Consider the following 23,799-nt stretch of genomic DNA (forward strand, 5'->3'; position numbering starts at 1 on the left):
GAATTTCAAATTCTTCCTAAAATTTAAAAGTTTAAAATATTAATAACCATGAATATAAAAAAACTTTTTATTAAAAACTTTAGAATACTCTCTGATTTTCAAATTGATTTAGAAGATGAAATTTCGTTGGTTATAGGAAAAAATAACTCGGGTAAAACTTCTATTCTTACAGTTCTGGATAAATTTTTAAATCAAAGTGATAAGAATAATTTTTCAATTGAAGACTTTAATTTGTCCTTTAAACAACAATTGCAAATTCTTATTGAAGATCCTACAGAGCTTTCTGAAGAAGAGTATCTGAAATGCTACAATGGTATTTCATTAAGAATATTAGTATTGTATAATAATACTGATAGTTTCATCAATATTCAAAAATTAATGTTAGATCTTGATCCCGAAAATAACAATATTGTATTAGGATTTGATTATTATTTAAGTTATAAAAATTATTTAGGAATCAGGAAAGATTTAGCACAATATAGACATCGTGAAAATGTTAAAAAAGCTGAAGCAGAAGCCTGTGAGCCACCTAAAAAATATAATGTAAAAGGATTTTCAGAATTTTTCAAATTACATTATCAAAAATATTTTGAAACTAGGAAAAAATCAATTTTCTATGACAAGACTTCACAAAAAATAATTGAGGATAACTATATATTAATTGAAGACTTGAAAATATCTGATTTCATTAGTTTTAAATACATTTCAGCTAGAAGAGATGTTACTAACAAAGAAACAGATAAGACATTATCATTACAAACTTCAAAGATATACGAAAGAAAAGAAAATGATGAAAATGAAGCTAAGAAAATAGACGATTTTCATGATACTATAATTAATACTGATGAAGAATTATCAAAAATTTACAAAGTTTTTTTTGAAGACATAATTGAAAAAATAAAAAGTCTAGGTGGAATACGTGAAAATGAATCAGTATTAAGCGTACTTTCCACATTACAGTCTAGAGAACTTTTAAAAGGTAATACGACCGTTTACTATAAACATGAACTGTCGGATTTACCAGAACACTATAATGGTTTGGGATACCTAAATCTTATAAGCATGATCTTTGAAATTGAAATAAAAAAATATGAGTTTCAAAGGTCTTTATTAGAAGCTCCCGCAGATATTAATTTATTGTTTATAGAAGAACCAGAAGCACATACTCACCCACAAATGCAATATGTTTTTATAAAAAATATTAGAACAATCGTGGGAGATAAAATATCAAAAACAATTAAAAATGTTGATAATACAGAATTTGAGATTTGCCGTAGTTTACAGACAATAATTTCTACACATTCTTCTCATATTGTTGCAGATAGTGATTTTGATGAAATTAAATATTTAAAAAAGACAGATACTATAACTTCTAAAAATTTAAAGGATTTAAAAAATCTATATGATGAAACGGGAAAGCAATATCAATTTCTTAAACAATATCTTACTATAAGTAGGGCAGAAATTTTTTTTGCTGACAAGGCTATTTTAATAGAGGGAGATACAGAGCGTATACTTCTACCAACAATAATGAAGAAAATAGATATTCAGTTATCTCACTCTGATAAAGAAGAGAAAAAAATCCCATTACTATCTCAAAATATCTCAATTATCGAAGTTGGAGCTTATTCTGAAATATTTGAACTTTTTATAGATTTTATAGGCGTTAAAACACTTATTGTTACTGACTTAGATAGTACTCGTAAAGTTAAAAAACTAAATAAAAATGATAAAGAAATCACAAAAGGTGAAGCTTGTCGTGTCGCAATTGGAGATAGTTATGCAAATCCAGCACTTAAATTTTTCTTAAATAACAAAACTCTTGAAGAATTAAAATCTCTGACATTAAAAGATAAATGTTTGATTAAAACAGATGATAAATGGGTTCCAAATGAAAATGGAACTGTATGTATTACTTATCAAACTGATTATGATGGATATACCGCAAGAAGCTTTGAAGATTCTTTTTTAGCTATACCACAAAATAAGAATTTAGTTATTAGTAAAATAGATAGCTTTAAAGGAATTAAAAATCCTAGACATTTTGATAATGAAAATAAAGATTCTTATGATTTAGCAAATGAATGTATTAATAAGAAACCCCATTTTGCCTTAGACATCTTATATCATAGTAATGATGATTATTCTAATTGGGAAATTCCTGAATATATAAAAGAAGGTTTGTTATGGTTGAAAGAGAATTAAAAAGTGAAATAGATCAGATTTTTGATCACATAGAAAAAGGCGATAATTTTTTATTAAGTGGTGGAGCTGGAAGTGGAAAAACATATACATTAGTACAGTGTATAATTGGAATAATTGATAAGTTTCCAAATCATAAGATTGCCTGTATTACATATACAAATTCTGCTGTTAAAGAAATTGAAGAGCGTATAAATCATAAAAATTTACAGGTTTTAACCATTCATGATTTTTTATGGGATTGTATAAAAAATTTTCAAAACGAATTAAAACATGCAATAGTTACCCTAGCTAATAATTCCTTGCAGAAAAAAATAAATATAGAAAACCCTAGTTTAGAAATGTTTTCCGAAGGTATTAGATATATGGAAAATCTAAATTTATCTAAAGGAATAATTTCACATGATGAATTATTAGTAATTGCTGAATATTTATTTGAAAACTATGAAAAATTATGTGATATAATCAAAGACAAATTTAATTTTATATTGATTGATGAGTATCAGGATACTAGTGAATTAGTGATAAGGATTTTTCTAGATCATTTCAGAAAGGGTTCAAAAAAGAATATAATAGGTTTTTTCGGAGATGCAATGCAATCTATTTATGAAGATGGTATCGGAGATTTAAATAAGTATAAAGAAAATGCGGGTGGTTTGGTTCAAGAAGTTAAGAAGCTAGAAAACAGAAGAAGTCCACTGAATGTAATTAATTTAGCTAATAAAATAAGAAATGATGGTCTAGAGCAATTACCGCAATTGGAAAAAACAAACCCTATTCCCCCAAATATGAATAAAGATGGTACAATTAAGGAAGGGGAAATTAGATTTTTATATTCTGCGGAAAATAATTTGGATAAAGTTAGAAAATATTTAGAATGGGATTTTAATGAGAAAGATAAAGAAGGGAATTTAAAGTGTAAAGAGTTAAATCTAACTCATAATCTCATCGCAAAAGAATCTCAATTTGGATCCTTAATGGACATTTATAACAATGACCAAATATTAGAATATAAATATCTTGTTGATGTCTTATTAAAAAATAACCCACAAATTCAAATAGATGAAAATGATACTTTTGGAGATGCAATAGAAAAATCTGGGCAAGTTCCTAATGGTGGTAAAATGTCTGACTTCATTAATGCAAATATTGATCTATTTAACGAAGCTAAATCATATAAGTTTAATTTGTTTAGAAAAATTTACTTAAATAGTGATATTCTTACGGACGATAAAAAACAAAATGAAAAAGACTTAATCAAGAAAGGAACAAAAAGAGATAACTTATTAAAACATTTATTTAAAATCCAAAATTGTATAAGGCTATACAATGAAAAGAGATATAATGAATTTTTGAAAATTACAGATTATAAGATTAATTCAATTGAAGACAAGAAAATATTACAAGATCATATAGAAGCTCTTTCAAAAACTGATGAAAAAACGATTGGTGATGTAATTGAAAAAGCAGATGAATATAAATTGGTTTATGCTGACGATAAACTCTATGAGTTTATACAAAATAAGCGATATGTTTATAATAGAATTTCTAAGGTTAAATATTCTGAATTTATTAATTTATATAATTATTTAGAAGGGTTTACTCCGTTCTCAACCCAACATAAAACAAAAGGAAGAGAATTTGAAAAAGTCCTTGTTATATTAGATAGAGGAGGTTGGAATAATTATAATTTTGAATATGTTTTTGATGATGGTACAGTGTATAAATCTTTAGTTGAAGGAAAATCAAAAACAAAATCAAAATTGTCAAGTTATCCTAAAATAAAAGAAAGAACGGAAAAAATATTTTATGTATGCTGTACTCGTTCTAAAGAAAAACTAGCTGTTTTCTATCATAATCCGCAACCATCTGTTATAAACACTGCAATAGCTTGGTTTGGTGAAGAAAATACCATAAATATTGATGACTTCTAAAGATTGAATCAAAATTTATATATTTGTAATTCAAATTTTATCGGAAAATAAAAGTGTAAAAACTTTTGCTTTTGTTCTGTGAATCGGCAAAATTCTAAAATGTTACAAAATGCAAACAGTTCAGCACACTTGTCATATGGCAAGTGGCTTATCCTGTTTCTATGTAACATAGGCTTTGCCGAGCCTTCAGAACTAGAGCAAGTGAGAACCACTTGCTTTTCTATTTTTCAGAAAAGCTGTTTACCGAGAAGCTAATCATAAATTCAAAAATTAAATTATATGAAAAAGTTTTTATCAGCATTATTGATAACAGTTTCAGCAATTGCATTTGCCCAACAGACAGAAAAGGACAACAAGTGTGATCTTCCTAAAAATTATCAAGAACCTCAGCCTGACAAAAAAATCCAATCATGGTTAAAACGTGCTGATGCTACCATTGAAGATTTAAGAAAGCATATTGCTGTTGAAAATGACTGTACCGAGAAAGATGTAATCTTTTTAAGAATTTCAGAACAGAAAGGAAACGGAATGTATTCGGTATGCGTAGCAGGCAAGCCAATGAAGTATAAACGTATGGGGACAGTTTTTATGGGTGCAGGAGAGAATCCTTTTGATACAGTTTCTAAGTAAAATAATATAATTATGGCAATTCATAAAGTTAAACAATACAGGTATTATTTTACAAAACCCTACAGTCCAGTTTCGGAGAATGAATATGTGCAATTAAAAAGAAGCCTTCCACCAATCCCCGAAAATCCTTCAACAGCAATTTTGAAAAAGTACTGGTGGTGTATTCTACTTATTCCAGCTTTTCCCATATTATTTATATTGGCTCTCACAGGATTGGTGGACGAAATAATTAGTTATAGTGACTATATAAAGGATAAGAATAGATTTGTCCAAAGGTATTTTCATTTAATTCATACTTCTAAAAATTATATAGAGTTTGTTGAAGGCTATAAAAAAATATAAACTAAATCTAAAGAGTGATGATAAATTACTGATAGGTAATTCGGTTATCACTCTTTTATCATGAATGTTATTAAATTGATTAAGCTATTTTATTTTTTACTTTTTTTAATGGTAGGTTCTTCGGGATATGATGATAATAAACTTATAAATTTTGGTAAATACCATTCTCTAGATAAATCTTCATATATTGTTCCTAAATTCGATAATTGATGCCACATAACAAGTATTTTTTCTCTAGCTTCCTTCGCATCGAATATATCCTGCTCCAAAAACATCCTTAATTCATCTAAATTATTTTTCATTACAGGTAAGATTTCCCATTCATTATGATTCCAAATATCTAATTTATCAATCTGGTCTATAAAAAATAGTGCTTGTTGGTAAAGTTCAATATCTGAAATTTCTTTATCTTTTTCTAATTCATCTCTCATTGTTATTACTGGAAAATCTTTAATTTTTAACAAATGAGAAATCTCATTTTTTTGGTAAGAAAATTTAGAAAATGCTGAAAGGAGTTTTGCTCGTTTTCCATAAAACTTAAATGCATTATTGCTAACAAGTTTATCCTTCAAATTATTTAATATGGGTATTTTTATTGTGTAATATTCTTGTTCACCATAATTGGGATTTCGAGGAAGAATAATTTTATCAATATAATCATTAAGGCATAAGAAGTAAGTATCTTGATTAAAAATATCAACTAAAAATAGTAATACAGATACACTCCCTCCTAAAGTTTGAATTGTATATATAGAATTGGTATCCATACTGTATTTTATGACATCAAGCTCAATATATTTTGATTTATCTTCATTCCATTTTCCTTTTGCCACGTTACCAACAGGAAAAATTTTATCTCGTTTAATTTCTGCTCTTTTTATTGATTTTACCTGTACAAAAATAAATTCACCAAGTGTCTCGTATATATTTTCTTCTATTTTATCAAAAAGCTCAATTACTAAATCAATTCCATAATCAGGTCTGTTAAATTCTCTAATAACATTCTCCTTTGGAATAAGAGCTTTAATAATTTGATAGGATTCGTCTTCCATTATATGCTGTAGCACTCGTTGCTTTTTTCTTGCCATTTATTTATAAGATTAATTGTAGAAATATAAAGTCAATTTATTGCGTTAAGCTTAAAAGTAACTTATTAAATTCAGTATAAACGAAATAATCTAACCCATTTTTAGAAATATTTTTTACTTTTTTTTGAATCCTTATTTGTAATTGCTTTAAAAATGAAATTTCTTCAATAAAACTTCCAAAGGAATTTGATGAATATCGATATTGAATCAATTTAACAATTTCCCATTTAGTCAAATTATTTGCATTAATAAAGAAGTTATAAAATTTTTGAACATTAAAATGGTTTAGGATGGATGATGATGACCAAGCGCTATCTTTGTTAGTAAGTTTATGGTCAAAAAGTTTAAAATCAGTATAATATAGATTTTCAAGATTCTCAGCTTCAAGAAGAATATTTTTTAATCTTATTTTTTCATTAATTTCAAGACAAGCATTTTTAATTGCTGTAAAGTTTTTAAAGAATTCAGATTTTTTGTCAACTTTAAGAAACATCTCAAGGTGAGGAATAAATACATAATTATTTATCCCCTTCTTTATCCCCATTATAACTCTTTTTTCTAAGGTTTCTAAAGATTTAAATTTTAAAGGATTATCAAATCTTGCTAAATAGTAAAAGATAGTTGAATAATCACCAAGTTTGTAAACTCCCTGATCTGTATATATTAATAATTGCTTTGTCAATTGTCTATATTCTTTATCATTTAAATCAAAAATATTAGAAGGGCTCAACTTATTGAAAACTAAATAGTGTTCGGGAATATTTTGATCTTCAATATTATATATTGTTTTTAAATCCTCCAAGAAATCCTCGCTTTCAAAAATTTTCTTTCCAATAATAAAATTATAAATAGATTCAAAAAAATGATATTCTGTGTCTTTATAATATTTTTCAAGAAAAATTTCTGTATATGTTTGTTTATATTCTTGCGCTTTGTTATTACTATTTTGTATAGCTCTTTTTAGACTTAATTTCCTTATAGCAATGGCAGTTAAACTATTTTTTGAATCACTAACATCTTGTTTATTATCACTGGATAAATCACCATTTCTATATTCAATAGAAACACTAATAATAAATCTGAGAGCCTTTTTCAATATACTATTTTTATTCTGCTTCAAAAATTTATGTTGATTAGAGATGAGTTCTATTAAATAAAAAACTTGTTTGAAATAAAGTAGGATAAAATTGAGGGTTCGGAGATTATTAGAATTGGTTTCAAATACCTCCAAAAAGAATTTTTCTTCTCTTTTCAAAAAATCTGTATAGAACATGTCTCCACTGAATTTGGTTTTAATAATATTATCGTAAACAGACTTTATATCAGGATTAAATTGAACTGTATTTCCTATAACTTTTTCTTTCAATTTATCAAACTTTTCTTTTTCCAATTTACCACTATTAGCAATAACTATTATTTTAGCATTGTTGCCCTCTGTTAGAGAATTTATAAATCCAATTAGAATTTCAATATTAAAGTCTGGATCCATTCTTTCCAAGTCATCAAAACAAATAACTAAACCATTAAAATTAATAAGGTCTTTTTTATCAATACCTATCTCTGAAACAATGTCATAATATTGATCTATATTTTTAAATTTCAATATTCCTTTAATGAATATTTTAGCAATTGCAGCACTTATCTTTACTTTTTTATTTCCTAAAATAGGATATAACGAGAGAAGTATTTGTGATTGTATTTCGTCAATTGATGAAATACCAAACAATGATACAACTATAGATTTATATTTCTTTTTATTATCAAAATAAGTGGGAAAAGTCTCAATTTCTTTTTCTAAAATATTTTTGTAATAATACGTTTTACCAACTCCCCAATCTCCCGTTATTAACAGTGAATTATTAGTTTCATTTTGTAAATAGAATTTGATAATCCCATCTAGATGTGTCATGTAATTTATATTTAAAATAATTAAATTTCAAAATACAATTTTTCTTCAAAAGAATGTAGCTAGAAAAGATAAATTTTGCTATTTAAAAATACAAGGGTCAAAGGAAAGGCAACAAAATATATCCTAGAATTCATAAAAAAAAATGAAGCAATCCTTTATAGTAGAATTTACCTCAATTTAACACCAATAAAATATTTGAGTGTAGGGATATTCCCCACTGAATGTAAAGGTATACCCTTAGGCGAGGTCTTTTTTCTATCCCCTACCCAAACTGTCAACATTTTTTCAAAAGTAAGTTTTACTTTATTTGGTTTTTGTAGATCTGTTTTTATTTTCCACTTACATTTTCTACTGGCTATACTCTTCAAACTATATGTCTTATTGATCTTTTTTTGACAGTTTTTGTTTTTTGCGGTTTGTACTTAAAAATATTTTAAAAACTTTAATTTTTAGATTAAAATCTCTGTCAGTTGGCATGAATATTGACTTTATTAGTATGGCAAAGAACTATTTCAGGTTCTTTTTTCTACATAGATTTTCACAATATATATAAAAAATGCCTAGAAGTATTGGCGTACTGCTAGGCAAGTCAATAAATTTTAAAACCAACTTAAAACTTATCAACATGACAAATTTAAAAATTTGTCTTGATTCTTGCAGTATCTATGTAGGAACATATCAGAAGTACAACAACAGAAACCTTTACGGAAAATGGCTCAATCTTTCGGATTATTTAGACTATGACAAGCTATTAGAAGCAATGAAAGAACTTCACCAAGACGAACACGATCCAGAATTTATGTTTCAAGATTATGAAAACTGTTCTTTTTTTGAAAAGCTAGGATTAATTGCAGAAAGTCATTTATCCAATGAAATATTTGAAATAGCAGAGCAAATAAATGATTCTAACTATGAACTTGAAATTTTTGAGGCTTATGTAAATTGTATTGGAAAAATGGATTTTCAAAGTGTTTATGATGGTGTAATAAATTATTATATTGGTGAATATTCAGACGATGAAACATTTGCACAGTATATTTTAGAAGAAAGTATTCCTGAAAGTTTGCCCAACTATATTTATATTGATTGGGAAAGTACAGCAAGAAATATAATGTGTGATTATTTTGAAAGTAACAGACATTATTTCCGAAGTTAAATAAAGATTATTCAGTTTACTTGTGTTTACTTTTAAACTTGACCTATACCTTGACCCATTACAAAACAAAAGCACCTACATTTCTGTAAGTGCTTGATTTAAAAAGTGGTCCCACCTGGGCTCGAACCAGGGACCACCTGATTATGAGTCAGGTGCTCTAACCAACTGAGCTATAGGACCTCAAAACTTGGTTAAATTTTGTGTTTGCAAAAATAGCAAAATTTCTTTTACTACAAAATTTTTTATTGCTTTTCTTGGCAAAGTTCTACCAGCACACCGTTTGTAGATTTCGGGTGCAGGAAGACAACTAATTTGTTATCAGCACCTTCTTTCGGTTCTTCGGAGATAAACTGAAATCCTTCTTTTTTCAATCTTTTCACTTCTTCCAGGATATTTTCAACCCCAAATGCCAGATGATGGATGCCTTCGCCCTTTTTATCGATAAATTTTGAGATCGGACTTTCAGGATTACTGGCTTCCAACAGCTCAATTTTACTTTCTCCGGTTTCATAGAAAGACGTTACCACGCCTTCTCTTTCTACGGATTCTTTTTTATAGGATTCTTTTCCTAATAGCTTGGCAAAAAGTTCATCAGAAACGCCTAAAGACTTTACGGCAATACCAATATGTTCTAGCTTCATAAATACTAATAAATATAATTAAATCGTAAATTTGATACTGCAGTTGAATTTCAAAGTATCAATTCAAACAAAAGTACTAAATTTGCAGAAATTATGGAAAGTAACAGACAAAGAAAAGTAGCACAGATCATTCAGGAAGACTTCGCAGAACTTTTCCGCAAACAGGCTTCAGACAGCAAACAGAGCATATTGGTATCTGTTTCAGATGTAAAAGTAACTGCTGACTTAGGAATTGCTAAAATTTATTTAAGCATTTTCCCTCAGGAGTTCCGTAGCGCTGTGATGAAGGAGATTGAAGAAAACAAACCTCAATACAGAAACTTCATTGGCCAGAAAATGGCAAAACAGGTACGTATTATTCCACAGCTTAACTTTTATCTGGATACAGCTCTTGATGATGTTGAAAAACTGGAAAGAGAATTAAGAGGCGAAGGCGACAATCCTGTTTTATAGATCTTGAAGAATATTGCATTTTACATAGCATCCAGATACCTTTTGGCTAAAAAAGGCAGTACTGCCGTTACGTTTATTACGTGGCTGGCTGTAGGTGCCATGACGGTTGCTGTGGCTGCAATGTTCGTCATTATTTCCGTCTTTTCCGGATTGGAAGAACTGAATAAAGACCTTATTTCCAATCTCCATGCGGATCTGACTTTAAAAAGTTCTGCAGGGAAAACTATTAAAAACCTGGAACAGGTTAATTCGGTTTTAAAAAGCAATAAAGAAGTAAGCAGCTTCTCCCGTGTTATTGAAGAAAAAGTATATATCAACTTCAATGGAAAAGGAGACATTGCCTATTTAAGAGGGGTAGATTCTGCTTATGTCAAAGTAAATCCAATTAATAAAGATGTTTTCTACGGAACCTATCCCAGCTTCAAATATTCTAATGAAGTGTTGATGGAAAACAGCCTGGACAACAGACTTTCTATTCCTGTAGATTCCTCCAATCATTATGCAACGGTCTTTATGCCAAAACCTGGAACAGGGATCATCAATAAGGAAGAAGACATCTATAATAAAAGGGATATTTCGGTAACAGGTGTTTTCCCCGGAAAAGATCAACTGGACAATTACATCATTTCTCCTATTGAACTTACCGAAGAATTGCTCAGCCTGCCAAAAAAATCGGCTTACGAAATCGTTATTAAATTAAAAAATCCGGAGAATGCAGATGCTGTAAAACAAAACCTGCTTTCTTCTCTGGGAAAAAATATTGAGATCAAAACCAAGGAAGAAGAAAATGCTGCTTTCTGGAAAATGATCAACACGGAAAAACTTTTTATCTACCTGATTTTTGCACTGGTTATTTTCATTACAACCTTCAATCTTGCAGGAGCCATCATCATCCTTCAGCTCGATAAAAAAGAGCAGGCAAAATCATTGATATCGCTTGGCTTCCCTTTAAGCCATTTAAGAATGACCTATTTCTACACCGGAATCCTTATTGTGGTTTCCGGAGTAATTACCGGATTAATCCTCGGAACAGCACTTTGCTATTTTCAGCTTTATACAGAGTTCTTCAGAGCCAATGAAGTTCTTCCATTCCCGGTGAAAATTGTAGGAAAAAATTATCTTATCGTAGCACTTACAGCTTCCATCTTTGGAATCACTATTTCATGGTTCTTTTCAAAAATAAGTAGAGAATATCTTACTAAAAGCTAATATCATAGGATTATATATTACATTAAATTAATACATCTCGTTTCCATTTTTTTGTACCTTTACGCCCCAATTTAAAAAAATGAAACGAATTTTATCTTTTTTTCTATTAAGTGTTATATTTATCAACACTTCAGCACAGGCCCCTGCAGGATACTACAATGCTGCTAACGGGTTAACTGGCCCAGCTCTTAAAACCGCATTAAAGAATATTATTACAGCTGGACATCAGGATCATGGATATGGAGGTTTATGGACGGCTTATCTTACTACGGATCGTGATTATTTCTACGAAAATGACGGTACAATTCTAGATATCTATTCTGAAAAACCTAATGGTCCGGATCCATACAATTATACCCCTGTTACCAATCAGTGTGGAAACTACTCAGGCGAAGGAAGTTGCTACAACAGAGAACATATCATTCCTCAAAGTTTATTTAATGAAGCATCTCCAATGGTTTCAGACATCAATTTTATCCGTGCGACAGATGGAAAGGTTAATGGAATGAGATCTGATTACCCATTTGGAATCGTAGGAAACAGTGTTTCATTTCAATCTCAAAATGGTTCTAAACTAGGTACTTCAGCTTCTTTGGGTTATTCAGGTACTGTATTTGAACCTATCGATGCATTTAAAGGAGATGTTGCCAGAATGATTCTTTATTTTGTAACAAGATATGAAGAAAAACTTCAAGGTTTCTCTTCAGGTGGAATGCTTGGAAACGTCGCATTTCCAGGGTTACAACCGTGGGCGCTAAACCAATATCTGGCATGGAATACTATGGATCCTGTATCACCGGAAGAAATAGCAAGAAATAATGCATCTTTTGCGTATCAGGGTAACCGAAATCCTTTTATCGACAATCCTAATTATGCTAATTTGATCTGGAGCAACATCACTCCTGATACAGAAGCTCCTACTGCCGCAACCAATTTAGTTGCCAGCAATCCTACTTCAAATACGATGGATCTTACATGGACAGCTGCAACCGATAATATTGGGGTAACCGCTTATGATGTGTATGCAAATGGATTATTAAAATCTACAGTTTCCGGTATATCAACATCTACTACAGTAACAGGATTATCTCCACTTACAGCATACAATTTTCATTTAATTGCTAAAGATGCGTTTGGAAATACTTCACCACAAAGTAACATTGCAGCAGGAACTACACTTGACGGACCTGCCGGAGGGGGAAGCTGTGGAACTGAAAACTTCTCAAATATACCAACTTCTACAAACCCTGCTTATGCCACAAGAGTTTGGACCAATAATAGCATAACATGGACTGCAGTTGACTCAAGAGTTGACGAGACGATCAATGGTAAGGCAATTACATTAAGAATTGGAAACTTATCCAGTTCTGTTCTTACAGGAGGAATCCAGAATTTAACAGTAACAACTGCATTAAAGTATGGAAGCGGATCCGGTGTTCTAAATGTAGAAATAAACGGAAATCTAGTAGGTACAATTCCTTATAGCGGAACAGCCAATGCAACAACGACAACAACCATTCCTAATATCAATGTAAGCGGAAATGTAGTGATCAAAATTACGAATCCAATTACAAGTCAAAGCGCGCAAAGAGTTGCCATAGATGATCTTAGCTGGACATGTTTTAGTACTTTAGCAACTGTTGAAACTAAAAAAGACAAATCTCAGTTCACGATCTACCCTAACCCGGTAAGAAATAATGAATTATTTGTAAAAGGGGAAAACCTTAACAAAGTTTCAAAAGCGGACATCTACGATCTTTCCGGAAAATTAATTGAAACAATCATTAATCCTTTCAAAAACACAAACAAAATCAGCCTTAAAGGGTTAACCAAAGGAACTTATATCCTGAAAACAGATAACTTCTCTACTAAATTTATCGTAGATTAATTAGTAAAAAATATTTCAACCCAAAGGCCGGATTTATCCGGTCTTTTTTTTATTTTTGATCTATGGATTCCAATAAAAAATTAGGATTGATAGGAAGAAATATTTCCTATTCTTTTTCTAAAAAATTCTTCGAAAATAAGTTCCAAAAGCTCATGCTGAAGAACTTCTCCTACGATATTTTTGATTTGAATGAAATCAATGAAGTGGAAAACCTTTTTTCTTCTCCGGAGCTCTTAGGATTCAATGTCACCATTCCTTATAAAGAAAAAATAATTGATTATCTTGACGAATTAAGTGATGAAGCGGAAAAAATAGGGGCTGTCAACTGTATTCTTATTCAGAATGGCAAAAAGACAGGGTATAATACGGACGCTTTCGGCTTTGAAAAAACGCTTCTCTTACACAAAAAACCTTCACAGGATAAAGCACTGATCTTAGGAAACGGAGGCGCAGCAAAGGCTGTAAAATATGCGCTAGACAAGCATAACATTCCTTCTGTAACGGTTTCAAGAAGCACAGAAATTAACTTTGAAAATCTTGATAAAGAAACTGTTGCAGCATACAAAATAATCATTCAATGTACACCTGTAGGTACTTTTCCAAATGTTAAAGACTGTCTGTCTTTCCCTTTTGATGGTCTTTCTCCAGAACACCTGGTGATCGATCTGATCTACAATCCCAATTACACCCAATTCATCATCAATGCCTCTGAAAAAGGAGCAAAAACAGTCAACGGGTATTATATGCTTGAACAGCAAGCAGAAAAAGCTTGGGAAATTTGGAATTTTCAAAAAAAATAACATAAATTAGTGCTTTAATTGGCCTTAAAGCTATATTTAAAGGATATTAACGCCACTCACATAAAAGATTTGCTATGACTACAGAAAACAATCTTTCTGAAAACGAAGAAAAGAAAAATCCTAACGAAGTATCTCAGGACACATCAGAAAACACAGTTTCTCATGATGCAATCCCACATGAAGATGAAGCAGAGCACCTGGAAGAACATGAAGAGGTAGAAATTTCCCTTACTGATGCTTTAAAGGAAATGGAAAAAATCATCAACACTCCTAACGCCGGTGAGAATTTTAAGAGATTCAACCAGCTGAAGGAAAAAGCAAGTCATTACATCCATGATGAAGTGGAGGATAAAAAGCATGAATACGCAGAAGCCGGAAATGCTCCTGAAAACTTCAGTTATGAGCACCCTTCTCAGGCTAAATATTCCGCATTGGTTAATATTTTCAGAGAAAAACATGACGACTTCCAGAAAGGACAGGAAGAAGAGCAAAAGAAAAACCTTGAGCACCGTCAAAGCATTATCGAGAGACTTAAAAATTTATATACCAGTTCTGAACCAGGAATTAATCTTTTTAAATCCATTCGTGAGATCAAAGAAGACTGGTCAAGAGCCGGACAGGTTGCAAAGTCTGAATTTAAAATTCTCAACAACAATTATTTCCACCACCTGAATCAATTTTATCAGATGCTGGATCTGAACAAAGAATTTTTGGAGCAGGAATACAGTCATAACCTGGAAAAAAGAGAGCATATCATTGCCCGCGCTAAAGAACTGGAAAATGAACCCGTAATTCAGAAGGCTTTAAATGAACTTCAATATCTTCATAAACTTTGGAAAGAAGAGGCTGAACCTGTTTCAGAAGAATTCCGTGAGAAAACATGGGAAGAGTTCAAAGAAATTTCAAATAAAATTCACGAAAGAAAATCTGAGCTTTCCGCTTCTATTGAAAAAGAGCAGACTGTGAATCTTGAAAAGAAAAATGAGATCATTACTGAAATAAAGAAACTTTCCGAACCATCAGAGACTCCTAATCACAATTATTGGCAAAACGCTATTAAAAGAGTTGAGGATCTTCGTTCAGAATTCCTAAAAACAGGAAGTGTTCCAAGAAAACTTTCCAACCAAAACTGGAATGATTTTAAAACAACACTAAGAGGTTTCAATACAACGAAAAACAACTATTATAAATCGTTGAAAGGATCTCAGCAGGCTAATCTTGAAGAGAAGTTAAAATTGATCCAGACGGCACAGGATAATATGAATAACGAGGAATGGGATATCTCAGTTCCTTTATTCAAAAAACTACAGGAAGACTGGAAAAAAATAGGGCACGTTCCAAAGAGCATGACCAATAAAATCTGGGATGAATTCCGTGATGCATGTAACGCGTTTTTCAACAATTACAGAGAGAAAAGCAATACTTCTACCGACAACTGGAAAGAGAATTATAAAAACAAAAAAAATCTTCTTGATGAATTGAAAATGGTTTCCAATGAAGAAGGCAGTATCGAAAAAATTGAGCAGATCAAAACTTCATGGAATAATATCGGTAAAGTTCCGAGAGATAAAATTTCAATCAACTCAGAATTCAATAAGACTTTAAGAGAGAAATTGAAAATAAACAAAATCAATGAACTTGAACTGAAAGAAGAAGGCTTATCTGAAAACCAGCTTACTGACAAAGCAAGAAAGATCAAAAATCAAATTTCAGATCTTGAAGGAGAAATCGTAAAGCTGGAAAACAACCTTTCTTTCTTCAACAAACCATCAAGAGAAAATCCTCTTTTAAGAGATACTTACAATACTATTGATGAGAAAAAAGCTCATTTGGAAACATTAAAACAGAATCTCCACAGCATTATCAGCGGAGATTAATAGATAACAAAATAAATAAAGGCGGAGCAAAGCAATTTGTCTTCGCTTTTTCTTTTTATAGAATATGAACAACGACGAACTTTATATCAAAAGATGTATCGAACTGGCACAGAAAGCCCTTGGTAAGACCTACCCTAACCCTCTTGTAGGAAGTGTAATTGTACACAACGGGGAAATCATAGGTGAAGGATACCATCATAAAGCAGGAGAAAATCATGCTGAAATCAATGCGATCAATTCCGTTAAAAATAAAGAACTGATCCCGGAATCAACGATCTATGTATCTCTGGAGCCTTGTGCTCATTATGGAAAAACACCACCCTGCGCTTTAAGAATCAAAGAATTAGGATTTAAAAAAGTTGTTATCGGCGCGATGGACTCCCACGATAAAGTAAATGGAAAGGGAAAGAAAATCATTCAAGACGCAGGAATTGAAGCCACTTCAGGAATTCTTGAAAAAGAATGTATTGAACTTAATAAGAGGTTTTTCACGTATCATGAAAAGAAAAGACCTTATATCATTTTAAAATGGGCAGAATCAGGTGATGGCTTTTTGGATAAAGATTTTAAACCTACTGCCGTTTCCAATACACTGGTCAATCAGTTCGTTCATCAATTGAGAGCCGACGAACATGCTATTTTAGTAGGAACCAAAACGGCTTTACATGACAATCCAAGTCTTACAGTAAGAAATGCCGAAGGGGTAAATCCTGTCAGAATTCTGATTGACTTTGATTTAAAAGTTCCGGAAACCTTCAACATTTATAAAAACGAAGCAAGAACACTGATTTTAAATTCTGTGAAAGAAAGTACTGAAGGTCATATTCAATTCATAAAAATCAACAAAGATCATTTTCTTCCGGATCTTATGGATGCATTGTATAAAGAACAAATACAGTCTGTCATTATTGAAGGCGGTCGTTTTACACTACAACAGTTTATCGATGCTAACCTTTGGGACGAAGCTCTTATCATTAAAAATAAAAGTCTGATACTGGAAAACGGAACAAAAGCTCCGGAATTTGATCATACAGCGGCCAAAACCGAAGATTTCAGGGATAATACAATTTCTTTCTTTAGACAAAAATAAAACCTTTTTATCACCTTTAAATGAAATAATTTATTTACATTAGTTTTACAAAAAAATTACTATGAAAAATCTAAAGAAAGTTTCAAGACAAGAGTTGAAAAAAGTATCTGGAGGAAATGCTCCTCAATGCTGTTCTTTTTATCCACCTTCATTACAGCATTGCTGTGCAACTCCTTCCAGTATGAGCTGCCCACCACCTTGGGTAGACGGAACATTCCCATGCTAGTATTGTAAAATGGAACTAATTAACCAAACAAAATATTACTATGAAAAATGTAAAAAAAGTATCCAGAGCCCATATGAAAACCATTAAAGGAGGTGTTTTTGTAACATGTACATTACCTAATGGGCAGCCTACAAGATGCAGAGATTACTGCCCAACAGATTTTTGCGGTCCTACAAGCTATATGTGCCTGATTCCAATGGATCTTTGTGGAGATCAAATGTAAGAGTATAATTTCACATTCAAAATACATAAGCCGTCAAGATTTGACGGCTTAATTTATGATTATGGTGCAGAATACTAAAGCATTTAATATTTTTGCATAAACAAAGCAGGAACTCCAATGACGTTTGAATACAAAACCATAGAAAAACCCATAGAAGATATTCTTTTAAAAGAAAAAGGAAGCAAGTTCATCGGATTTGCTTATCCCGTAAATAATGAAAAAGAGCTAAAGGCAGCTTTAGAGAAGGTCAGGGAAGAACATCCGAAAGCCACCCATCACTGCTACGCTTTCAGAATGGGATTAAATGGCGAAAACTATCGTGCTAATGATGACGGAGAACCTTCCGGAAGTGCAGGTCTACCTATTTACAATCAGTTATTGGCGAATGAAATTACAAATATTCTTGTGATTGTGGTCCGCTATTACGGAGGAACTAAACTTGGTGTTTCCGGGCTGGTAAAAGCCTATAAAGAATCTGCAAAGATTACATTGGAAGAAGCCCATATTATGATCCGGGAACTGGAAACGGAAGTTGAGATTCAGTTTAATTTCAATCAACAGAATACGATCTTCACCCTACTTTCAAAATTTGATGCCAAAGTGTTGAATTTTGATGCCAACGAGAACTGTATTCTCACGGCTTCGCTGAAACTGGCCCAAAAAGAAAACATCTCGGAAAAACTATCCGAGATGCAATATGTTTCATTTGAATTTAATGATTAATCCCTTCTTCCACCAAGAAGTAAAGACCCCCAGTAAAGAAGCTGTGCCAGGGAGCCCAGCGCTGCAACAACATAAGTTCTTGCTGCCCATTTTAAACTATCCTGTACCCCAACAAATTCTTCTGCAGTTACAGTTCCTGTATCTTTAAGCCATTTCATTGCTCTGTTACTAGCATCATATTCCACTGGCAATGTTACAAAAGCAAAAAGTGTTGTCATCGCAAACATCGCTACTCCAATTGCCAGAACAGTAGTATTTCCGTTTGGATTTTCAATAGTTCGTGATGCTGCCATTACCGCGATACCCGCTATAAGGACAAACTGCATCAGATTGGAACTTATATTAACGATAGGAACCAGTTTTGAACGTAAGTTCAACATAGAATATCCTACGGAATGCTGTACGGCGTGTCCGCATTCATGAGCTGCTACTGCGGCGGCGGCGGCATTTCTCTGCATATAAACCCCTTCAGAGAGGTTTACTGTTTTATCTGCCGGATTATAGTGGTCCGTCAACTGCCCGGGAACTGATATTACCTGAACATCATTAATCCCGCTATCTCTCAACATTTTTTCCGCTACTTCTTTCCCCGAAAGTCCATTTCGAAGGTGCACATTGGAATAATATTCAAATTTCGATTTCAACCGGGATGAAACCCACCAGCTCACCAACATTGAAATACCAATAATGATATAATAACCCACCATTTTATTTAGATTTTGTGTTTAATTTTTATCCATAATCAAATAAAAACTGTGCCAAAGTATAAGATTTTATTATTTATATTTGTGACTAAATTACCATCAAAAGTTATGTCTAAGGTTTCAATTATTGAAGTAAAAACAGCTGATCAACTCAAGCAATTCGTAAAATTTCCGATGGATTTGTACAAAAACAACCCGTACTATGTCCCATCTTTTATAAAAGACGAAATGAAAATATGGGATGCGAAAGAAAACCCGGCCTTACAGTATTCAGAATCTAAGCAGTTTCTGGCGGCAAAAGACGGTAAAGTAGTGGGTAGAATTGCTGTAATCATTAATCATAAAGAAGAGAAAGAATTAGGGAACAAAAAAGTACGTTTTGGCTGGATAGATTTCACTGATGATGCTGAAGTTTCCAAAGCTTTAATTCAAACCGCTATAGATTATGCCAATGAGCACAATATTGAAATGATTGAAGGACCTATGGGCTTTACCAATCTTGACAAAGCAGGCATGCTGACCATGGGATTTGATAAACTGGCAACAATGATTGGAATCTACAACCATGCCTATTATCCAAAACACCTTGAAAATCTTGGATTAACCAAAGAAAAAGAATGGGTAGAATATGAAATGAATTTCCCGAAAGTACTTCCGGAAAAAGTGGAGAAATTTAGTGGTCTGATTGCTCAGAAATACAAATTGAAAGTTCTTAAATTCAAGTCAAAAGAAGAAATCCTTCCTTATGTAGAACCCATGTTTAAGCTTTTAGATGAAACGTATAAACATCTTTCTACGTATACTCCCATTTCAGAAGAACAGATCAAAACATACAGAGAAAAATATTTCCCTTTTATCAATAAAAATTATGTAATCTGTGTGGTAGATGAAAATCAACAGTTGGTTTCTTTTGCTATCACAATGCCTTCTTATTCAAAGGCGCTTCAGAAATCAAAAGGAAAATTATTTCCATTGGGATGGTGGCACTTTTTACAAGCCGGGAAAAAGAATGATCGTGCCAATTTCTATCTTATCGGCATTCATCCGGAATACCAGAGACGTGGCGTAACGGCAATTATTTTCAAGGAAATTTTCGTACGGTTTACCAGTATGGGAATTGATTTTGCTGAGACCAATCCTGAATTGGAAGAAAACAAAAGCGTGCAGGTACTTTGGCAGGATTACAACCCTGTAAACCATAAACGAAGAAGAACATACTCTTTAATGGTAGGCAACCCAAAATAGGCCTTCTATAACTACTTCATACGAGCTGATGTTTTAAGGAACTCTAAACCTCAATACATCGCTCGTTATTCACAGTCACCACTTTCCTCTGATTTTCGTAAATTTACAGTATGAAACCACAACTCATTATTTTCGCTGTTTTGATCGCCGGATTTATTTGTTATAATATCTTTTTCCAGTTAAAAGATGACAGAATGAATACCATCATCAATATTGCTTTTGCCAGTATTCTTTTTGGATACATCTCATTTATAGCCTATACCCTTTTGAAAAAAATGAAAAAATAGACCCCAATTCTACAATGACCAACCCTTCAATACTTCTGAGAAAGGGAAAGTGGTAGTATTTCAAAATCACATGAGAGGATTTGTCTTTTGGGAGTGACTACAAAAAAAGGGGGAAAAACGCATCATAAAAACAATCATAAAAAGCTAATTTTTATTGATTCTAAATTACCGATTTAACTCATTTTCACCCGACTTTTAAGCTGATAAATTTCATGCTTTCTTGTTTATTCGCTAAATTTGCAAATTGAGATAATAATGCAAAAATGAATTTACCTGAAAGTTATATTCCAATCCTTATCCAGGCTGGTGTAGCAGTAGGATTTGTAGCTGTTTCTTTGCTTGGGGCACATTTCTTAGGGCCACAACAGAAAAAAGGAGACTCTGTAAAAAACCAAAGCTGGGAATGCGGGATTCCTGTAGAAGGAAATGCTAGAACACCGTTTTCTATCAAATACTTCCTGACAGCGGTATTGTTCGTCCTATTCGATATTGAAATCGTATTTTTTTATCCTTATGCGGTAAACTTCAGAGAATTCGGCATGGAAGGCTTCCTTGCCGTACTTACATTCGTTGCGATTTTCTTCGTAGCGTTTTTCTATGTTTGGAAACGCGGTGCGCTGGATTGGGATAAGTAGGATAATTAAAAATCAAAAATTATAAATTTTAGATCGGATTTTAAGCATAGAAAATGATGTTTTAATCTACAATCTGAAATTTAAAATCTAAAATCTAAGAGATGTCAGATAAAAAACCAGTAATAAGAACAGATGCACCTGCTCCCGAAGGCTATGAAGGAGAAGGGTTTTTCGCAACAAAACTGAGCAGTGTAATCGGGATGGCTAGAAAGTTTTCACTTTGGCCATTGCCATTTGCAACCTCTTGTTGTGGTATCGAGTTTATGGCTACCCTGAACCCCACTTATGATGCTTCAAGATTTGGTATGGAAAGAAACTCTTTCTCTCCAAGACAAGCAGATATGCTCATGGTTTGTGGAACTATATCAAAGAAATTGGGACCAGTCCTGAAAGAAGTTTACACTCAGATGGCTGAGCCAAAATGGGTAGTCGCAGTTGGAGCTTGTGCTTCCAGCGGTGGTATTTTTGATACCTATTCTGTACTTCAGGGAATTGATAAAATTATTCCGGTAGATGTGTATGTTCCTGGATGTCCTCCAAGACCTGAGCAGATTATTGAAGGAGTAATGCAGGTACAGGCTCTTGCAGAGAGTGAAAGTATCAGAAGAAGAGATATGCCTGAATATCAGAAATTATTAGATTCTTACAACATAAGCAACTAAACGGAGATGACAAACGAATTTGTATTAGAAGCAATCACAAGAGAATTTCCGGAATCTGTCATTTCAAGCTCAGAACCTTATGATATGCTAACGGTTGAAGTGAAGAAAGAAGATATTAAGAAAATCATTCATTATCTTAAAGATTCATCTTTGGAATTTAATTTCCTTACGGATATTTGTGGTATTCATTACCCTGAATTCCCTGACAAGGAAATTGGTGTTGTATACCATTTGCATAATATGATGGCCAATTTCAGATTACGTCTGAAAATCTTCATGTCCAGAGAAAATATAGAAGTAGATTCTCTTACAGAATTATATGCAGGAGCTAACTGGATGGAAAGAGAAACGTATGATTTCTATGGGATTAAATTTAAAGGACACCCGGATCTTAGACCTATCTTGAATATGGAAGATCTTGGATACCACCCAATGTTGAAAGAATATCGCCTTGAAGATGGTACCAGAACCGACAAGGACGATAATATGTTCGGAAGATAAAAAATATAAATGATTACTGATGATTGAGCCTATCAATTATCGCTTATCAATTATCAATTATATATTATGAAAGATAACTCATTATCTAATATACTAAACCAGTACGAAAGTAAGGAACAGATTGACGGACAATTATATACCCTCAATTTAGGACCTACCCACCCTGCTACTCACGGGATTTTCCAAAACATCTTAACGATGGATGGAGAGAGAATTCTTCATGCTGAACAGACGGTAGGATATATCCACAGAGCATTTGAGAAAATTTCTGAAAGAAGAAACTATTCTCAGATCACTACCCTTACTGACCGTATGAATTACTGTTCTGCACCGATCAATAACCTGGGTTGGCACATGACAGTGGAGAAGCTGATCGGAGTTAAAGTTCCAAAACGTGTAGACTATATGCGCGTTATCCTTATGGAACTTGCCAGAATTGGCGATCACCTGATTTGTAACGGGGTAACCGGAATGGACTCAGGAGCCATTACAGGTCTTACTTATATGTTCATCGAAAGAGAACGTATTTATGATATGTATGAGCAGATTTGTGGAGCAAGGATGACAACCAATATGGGAAGAATCGGAGGATTTGAAAGAGATTTCACGCCTAAGTTCCATGAGTTACTGAAAGATTTCTTAAAAACCTTCCCTGCAAGATTTAAAGAATTCGGTACCTTATTAGAGAGAAACAGAATTTTCATGGACAGAACCATCGGTACAGGAGCCATCTCTGCCGAGAGAGCTTTAAGCTACGGTTTCACAGGTCCAAACTTACGTGCAGCAGGAGTAGATTACGATGTAAGAGTTGCACAGCCTTATTCATCATACGAAGATTTCGACTTTATTATTCCTGTAGGAACTTCAGGAGATACTTATGACCGTTTCATGGTTCGTCAACAGGAAATCTGGGAATCCCTTAAAATCATCAACCAAGCATACGACAACCTTCCGGAAGGACCATTCCACGCGGATGTTCCTGATTTCTATTTACCTGAAAAAGCAGATGTTTACAGTAAAATGGAAGCATTGATCTACCACTTCAAAATTGTAATGGGAGAAACAGATGTACCGAAAGGAGAAGTTTACCATGCTGTAGAAGGTGGAAACGGAGAACTAGGATTCTATCTTGTGAGTGACGGAGGAAGAAGCCCTTACAGACTTCACTTCAGAAGACCATGCTTCATCTACTATCAGGCATACCCTGAAATGATTACAGGTTCTGTAATTTCAGATGCCATTGTAACGATGTGTAGTATGAATATTATTGCGGGAGAATTAGACGCATAAAAAGAAGAGGTCAGACATCAGATTTCAGATGTTAGACTCTTCGCTTTACATATAAATTTAAAAATCTGATGTCTAGAATCTGAC

The 23,799-nt window shown here is 32.6% G+C and carries 24 protein-coding genes and 1 tRNA gene; 20 read left to right on the forward strand and 5 right to left on the reverse strand.

Translation table 11 applies throughout. From position 1 onward, the window contains the following. The first annotated feature begins 48 nt into the window (after positions 1–48). The 4 genes from AC07UM_RS21150 to AC07UM_RS21165 all read left to right on the forward strand — a co-directional run bounded on the left by AC07UM_RS21150 (position 49) and on the right by AC07UM_RS21165 (position 5,108). Positions 49–2,205, forward strand: a complete 2,157-nt coding sequence (locus AC07UM_RS21150) for an ATP-dependent nuclease (RefSeq protein ID WP_494684519.1) — start codon at positions 49–51, stop codon at positions 2,203–2,205. Continuing rightward, positions 2,187–4,136: a UvrD-helicase domain-containing protein gene (locus AC07UM_RS21155; RefSeq protein ID WP_494684520.1), complete on the forward strand. Its 1,950-nt coding sequence runs from the start codon at positions 2,187–2,189 to the stop codon at positions 4,134–4,136. Before AC07UM_RS21150 ends, AC07UM_RS21155 begins: the two co-directional genes overlap by 19 nt. A 279-nt stretch (positions 4,137–4,415) precedes the next feature. Beyond that, a complete protein-coding gene (locus tag AC07UM_RS21160; protein WP_454046828.1) occupies positions 4,416–4,766 on the forward strand; it encodes a hypothetical protein in 351 nt (116 codons plus the stop codon). Between the two features lie 12 nt (positions 4,767–4,778). Beyond that, complete coding sequence (locus AC07UM_RS21165) at positions 4,779–5,108, forward strand: hypothetical protein (protein WP_454046829.1); 330 nt, start codon at positions 4,779–4,781, stop codon at positions 5,106–5,108. A gap of 89 nt (positions 5,109–5,197) precedes the next feature. Here AC07UM_RS21165 and AC07UM_RS21170 read toward each other — a convergent pair whose 3' ends face one another. Together AC07UM_RS21170 and AC07UM_RS21175 are read right to left on the reverse strand one after the other, a co-directional pair. Next, positions 5,198–6,196 carry a DUF4365 domain-containing protein gene (locus AC07UM_RS21170; RefSeq protein ID WP_494684521.1) on the reverse strand — a complete coding sequence of 333 codons (999 nt, stop codon included), beginning with the start codon at positions 6,194–6,196 and terminating at the stop codon, positions 5,198–5,200. 37 nt (positions 6,197–6,233) lie between these two features. Beyond that, positions 6,234–8,105, reverse strand: a complete 1,872-nt coding sequence (locus tag AC07UM_RS21175; protein ID WP_494684522.1) for a hypothetical protein — start codon at positions 8,103–8,105, stop codon at positions 6,234–6,236. Positions 8,106–8,661: 556 nt separating this feature from the next. On the opposite strand from AC07UM_RS21175, the gene AC07UM_RS21180 reads away from it, so the two are divergent. Next, on the forward strand, positions 8,662–9,261 hold the full coding sequence (locus tag AC07UM_RS21180) for an antirestriction protein ArdA (RefSeq protein WP_494684523.1): 600 nt from the start codon (positions 8,662–8,664) through the stop codon (positions 9,259–9,261). Positions 9,262–9,367: 106 nt separating this feature from the next. On the opposite strand, the gene AC07UM_RS21185 is transcribed toward AC07UM_RS21180, so the two are convergent. Together AC07UM_RS21185 and mce are read right to left on the reverse strand one after the other, a co-directional pair. Further along, positions 9,368–9,441: transfer RNA gene (locus AC07UM_RS21185), tRNA-Ile, on the reverse strand. A gap of 62 nt (positions 9,442–9,503) precedes the next feature. Next, complete coding sequence (mce, locus tag AC07UM_RS21190; RefSeq protein ID WP_126653567.1) at positions 9,504–9,902, reverse strand: methylmalonyl-CoA epimerase; 399 nt, start codon at positions 9,900–9,902, stop codon at positions 9,504–9,506. A gap of 93 nt (positions 9,903–9,995) precedes the next feature. On the opposite strand from mce, the gene rbfA reads away from it, so the two are divergent. The 9 genes from rbfA (at position 9,996) to AC07UM_RS21235 (ending at position 18,391) form a co-directional block, all read left to right on the forward strand. Beyond that, positions 9,996–10,355: a 30S ribosome-binding factor RbfA gene (rbfA, locus tag AC07UM_RS21195; RefSeq protein WP_103234718.1), complete on the forward strand. Its 360-nt coding sequence runs from the start codon at positions 9,996–9,998 to the stop codon at positions 10,353–10,355. 3 nt (positions 10,356–10,358) lie between these two features. Then, positions 10,359–11,564 carry an ABC transporter permease gene (locus AC07UM_RS21200; RefSeq protein ID WP_494684524.1) on the forward strand — a complete coding sequence of 402 codons (1,206 nt, stop codon included), beginning with the start codon at positions 10,359–10,361 and terminating at the stop codon, positions 11,562–11,564. Positions 11,565–11,643: 79 nt separating this feature from the next. Next, positions 11,644–13,452, forward strand: a complete 1,809-nt coding sequence (locus tag AC07UM_RS21205) for an endonuclease (RefSeq protein WP_494684525.1) — start codon at positions 11,644–11,646, stop codon at positions 13,450–13,452. A gap of 62 nt (positions 13,453–13,514) precedes the next feature. Further along, entirely contained in the window at positions 13,515–14,252 is a 738-nt protein-coding gene (locus AC07UM_RS21210) for a shikimate dehydrogenase family protein (protein ID WP_494684526.1), read from the forward strand. Positions 14,253–14,326: 74 nt separating this feature from the next. Further along, positions 14,327–16,129 (forward strand): DUF349 domain-containing protein, encoded by a 1,803-nt coding sequence (locus AC07UM_RS21215; protein ID WP_494684527.1) that lies wholly within the window; start codon positions 14,327–14,329, stop codon positions 16,127–16,129. Between the two features lie 64 nt (positions 16,130–16,193). Continuing rightward, positions 16,194–17,219, forward strand: a complete 1,026-nt coding sequence (ribD, locus tag AC07UM_RS21220; protein WP_494684528.1) for a bifunctional diaminohydroxyphosphoribosylaminopyrimidine deaminase/5-amino-6-(5-phosphoribosylamino)uracil reductase RibD — start codon at positions 16,194–16,196, stop codon at positions 17,217–17,219. Between the two features lie 61 nt (positions 17,220–17,280). Next, on the forward strand, positions 17,281–17,445 hold the full coding sequence (locus tag AC07UM_RS21225; protein WP_494684529.1) for a bacteriocin-like protein: 165 nt from the start codon (positions 17,281–17,283) through the stop codon (positions 17,443–17,445). Positions 17,446–17,485: 40 nt separating this feature from the next. Further along, a complete protein-coding gene (locus tag AC07UM_RS21230; protein ID WP_494684530.1) occupies positions 17,486–17,668 on the forward strand; it encodes a bacteriocin-like protein in 183 nt (60 codons plus the stop codon). Between the two features lie 117 nt (positions 17,669–17,785). Continuing rightward, on the forward strand, positions 17,786–18,391 hold the full coding sequence (locus AC07UM_RS21235) for an IMPACT family protein (RefSeq protein WP_494684531.1): 606 nt from the start codon (positions 17,786–17,788) through the stop codon (positions 18,389–18,391). Here AC07UM_RS21235 and AC07UM_RS21240 read toward each other — a convergent pair. Next, positions 18,388–19,098, reverse strand: a complete 711-nt coding sequence (locus tag AC07UM_RS21240) for a zinc metallopeptidase (protein ID WP_185147128.1) — start codon at positions 19,096–19,098, stop codon at positions 18,388–18,390. The two genes, AC07UM_RS21235 and AC07UM_RS21240, sit on opposite strands and share 4 nt — an antisense overlap. A 105-nt stretch (positions 19,099–19,203) precedes the next feature. Between AC07UM_RS21240 and AC07UM_RS21245 the strand changes: the two genes are divergently transcribed. The 6 genes from AC07UM_RS21245 to nuoD all read left to right on the forward strand — a co-directional run bounded on the left by AC07UM_RS21245 (position 19,204) and on the right by nuoD (position 23,715). After that, positions 19,204–20,340, forward strand: a complete 1,137-nt coding sequence (locus tag AC07UM_RS21245) for a GNAT family N-acetyltransferase (RefSeq protein WP_494684532.1) — start codon at positions 19,204–19,206, stop codon at positions 20,338–20,340. Between the two features lie 110 nt (positions 20,341–20,450). Next, entirely contained in the window at positions 20,451–20,627 is a 177-nt protein-coding gene (locus tag AC07UM_RS21250; protein ID WP_185147129.1) for a hypothetical protein, read from the forward strand. A 263-nt stretch (positions 20,628–20,890) separates the two neighbouring features. Continuing rightward, positions 20,891–21,262 carry an NADH-quinone oxidoreductase subunit A gene (locus AC07UM_RS21255; protein ID WP_103234088.1) on the forward strand — a complete coding sequence of 124 codons (372 nt, stop codon included), beginning with the start codon at positions 20,891–20,893 and terminating at the stop codon, positions 21,260–21,262. 101 nt (positions 21,263–21,363) lie between these two features. Beyond that, positions 21,364–21,924, forward strand: a complete 561-nt coding sequence (locus AC07UM_RS21260; RefSeq protein ID WP_002983540.1) for an NADH-quinone oxidoreductase subunit B — start codon at positions 21,364–21,366, stop codon at positions 21,922–21,924. A gap of 6 nt (positions 21,925–21,930) precedes the next feature. Continuing rightward, entirely contained in the window at positions 21,931–22,425 is a 495-nt protein-coding gene (locus AC07UM_RS21265) for an NADH-quinone oxidoreductase subunit C (RefSeq protein ID WP_103234089.1), read from the forward strand. Between the two features lie 66 nt (positions 22,426–22,491). Further along, the gene (nuoD, locus tag AC07UM_RS21270) at positions 22,492–23,715 is read left to right on the forward strand and encodes an NADH dehydrogenase (quinone) subunit D (RefSeq protein ID WP_103234090.1); all 1,224 of its coding nucleotides are present in this window, start codon (positions 22,492–22,494) and stop codon (positions 23,713–23,715) included. Positions 23,716–23,799 lie beyond the last annotated feature (84 nt).

The organism is Chryseobacterium sp. GW821-FHT04C04, assembly GCF_059420365.1.